Source organism: Candidatus Eisenbacteria bacterium, assembly GCA_016867495.1.
Taxonomy (GTDB): domain Bacteria; phylum Eisenbacteria; class RBG-16-71-46; order CAIMUX01; family VGJL01; genus VGJL01.
The window spans coordinates 1-2,411 of sequence record VGJL01000293.1 but is presented as its reverse complement, the minus strand read 5'-3'; the positions used below and the strand labels follow the sequence as shown (position 1 = coordinate 2,411).

The window sequence follows — 2,411 nt, the reverse complement described above, 5'->3', positions numbered from 1 at the left end:
CACAGCGCGGCGTGCCTGGGCGACGAGCCATTCATCATGGTGGACATCTTCTGTCCCGGCCGCGAGGACTTCCTCGCCAAGCTCGCCGGGAACCGCCCGGGAGGCGCGAGGACGTGACGAAGGAGCGGGAGTGGCTTCCGTTTCTCAATGATCTCGCGAATCGCGCGGACGAGATCGCCCTCCGCTGGTTTGGAGCGCCGTCGCTCCCGGTTCGGGAGAAACCTGATCGGACGCCGGTCACGGCGGCCGATGAGGAAATCGAGGAGGCGATCCGGTCGCTGGTCCAGGCGCGCCATCCGGAGCTTGGCGTATACGGCGAGGAGCGGGGGATCAGTCCTGGCGCCGGCGTGGCGCGACTGATCCTGGATCCGATCGACGGCACCGTGAACTTCGCGCGGCGCATCCCGATCTTTGCGACCCTCATGGCGATCGAGGTCGGCGAGGAGATCGTGGCGGGCCTCGTCTCGGCGCCGGCCCTCGGGTCGCGGTGGACCGCCGCGAGGGGAGGAGGGGCCTACCACGGAGAGCGGCGCATGCGCGTGTCAGGGGTCGAGCGGCTGGAAGAGGCAACGCTCTTCCATGGAAGTCTCGCGGAGTCGAGGGCGGGGCGCGAGGGAGAGGAGAATGCGGCGCCGCTCAACCTCCTCGCCCTGGCCCGGCGATGCGCTCGCTCGAGAGGATTCGGCGACTTTCTCCAGCATGTCCTGGTCGCGCAGGGGAGCGGGGAGATCGCCATCGATCCTTCCGTCAGGCCATACGACCTGGCGCCCCTGCTGGTCATTGTCGAGGAGGCCGGCGGGCGAGCGACGTCCCTGGAGGGCGAGCGCTCGATCTACAGGGGAACCATGGTCTGCACGAACGGCCGTCTCCACGATGAGACGCTGGCGGCGCTTCGCGGCCTTACCGGCGGTGCCGCCTCTCTGAAGGAGTGATCGCGTCAGCCATGGAGATGTGACGGCCCGCCCGGATGCGGCCTCCGGGGCAGCCATCGAGCCGCTTGAGAGCGTGACGGGGTGAGCGTGACGGGGTGATGGACAGACATCGCCCGCCACGGTAAGATCCGATTGCCGGGGGAGCCCGAAGAAGATCGGCGCTTGCCGACGGGAGGTCGTCGATGCCCCCCCCCGAGTCCTCCAGGTCTCCCCACCGCCGCGATACCTTCTTTGACCGGCTGCTTCTTTGCGCCGCGTTCTCTTTGGCGGCCCTCTCGGGCTGCGGCGATGCCGCGCGGCCCGTAATCGACATCCCCGAGCCGTCGCCGGGGCGGTTGGTGGTCGGTTCGATCCCGGCGGAGGAGCGGCTGCCTGCCTCGCTCACGAACGTGGAGGTTCGCTCGACCCTCGGAGGAGTCCCGCTGCAGGCGGACGGGAGTTTTGCCATTCGCGTGGATCACGGCGCCGCCTGGCAACCGCTGGTGGCGAAGATCGCGGCCGGGCCGCCGATCTTCCTGGGCTGCGTCGCCCCCGAGAGCGCGCAAGTCTCTCTGGGCGCGCGATCGACAATCAAGTTCCTCGTCGAGACGGATCCCCACCTGATCGCCCTTCCCGACCCAGATCGGCGGGCCGCCGCGGAGGCGGTGGCGAACGCCGCCGACATGGAGACAGGCCTGATCCGCGGCGCCGTCGCGGCCGGGGACTTCCACTATCTGACCAACTTCTACAGGGTCAGCCTTCAGACCCGGCTCGCGTCAAGACTCAGAGCCCTTGCAGGAGGGGCGGACACCGCGGGGACCATCCTTCCCCCCCTGCTGCTCTGGGGCGATGCCGGCACGGACAGCCCGGTGATCCGGAATCCCTACACGATCGAGTACGGCTGCACGATGAGGGAGTATCACTCGGGAGTCGAGGCCGGATCATTCCTCGTGGCGCGCGCGGCGCTGCCCAGGCCGGGCGAGCCCGTCTCCTCGACGGCGACAAGATTCCCGTCGTCGAGCGGGCGGTATCGCGTCCTGATCGGCAACGGGCGCGAGGCCGGCGAGACTCGCGGAGCGGAGATCGAGGAGACCGCGTTTCGCAGAAACCTCTGCTTCCTGGTGGAGAGGCATGCGCGCGACGCGCTTCATCTGAGCGGCGCCGTCTCGATCGCGGACTCGATCTTCAACAACTGGGAGGACTGGGAGGGCGCGGCAGACCTCCGGAGGGTCGTCTTGGATGGAGATGCCGCGGCCCTCTTCGAGGCGATCGACCTTCTTCTCGAGGAACATGCGTCGGTCCTGCTCCCCGGCGTCGATCCCAGCACCGCGGGTCTCTTGAAGAGCGTAGCGGCGACCTACCGCCATGCGGCCCTCGGAATGAGCCGAGGACGGTTCCTCACCGATCTCTTGGGGGCACCCAGCGGCGAGGAGTTCTATGTGCGAGTGAACGGTCGCGCCACCTATGCGATCGACCACCCCACGCACCTCCGGCCTCCTA

2 protein-coding genes are annotated in these 2,411 nt (G+C 68.5%); both read left to right on the top strand.

Annotated features, from left to right (window positions below):
• A partial coding sequence (locus FJY88_13595; protein ID MBM3288361.1) for a hypothetical protein occupies positions 1-932 on the top strand: 932 nt, incomplete at its 5' end.
• 182 nt (positions 933-1,114) lie between these two features.
• Positions 1,115-2,411 (top strand): hypothetical protein (locus FJY88_13590; protein MBM3288360.1); only part of this gene is annotated, 1,297 nt, incomplete at its 3' end.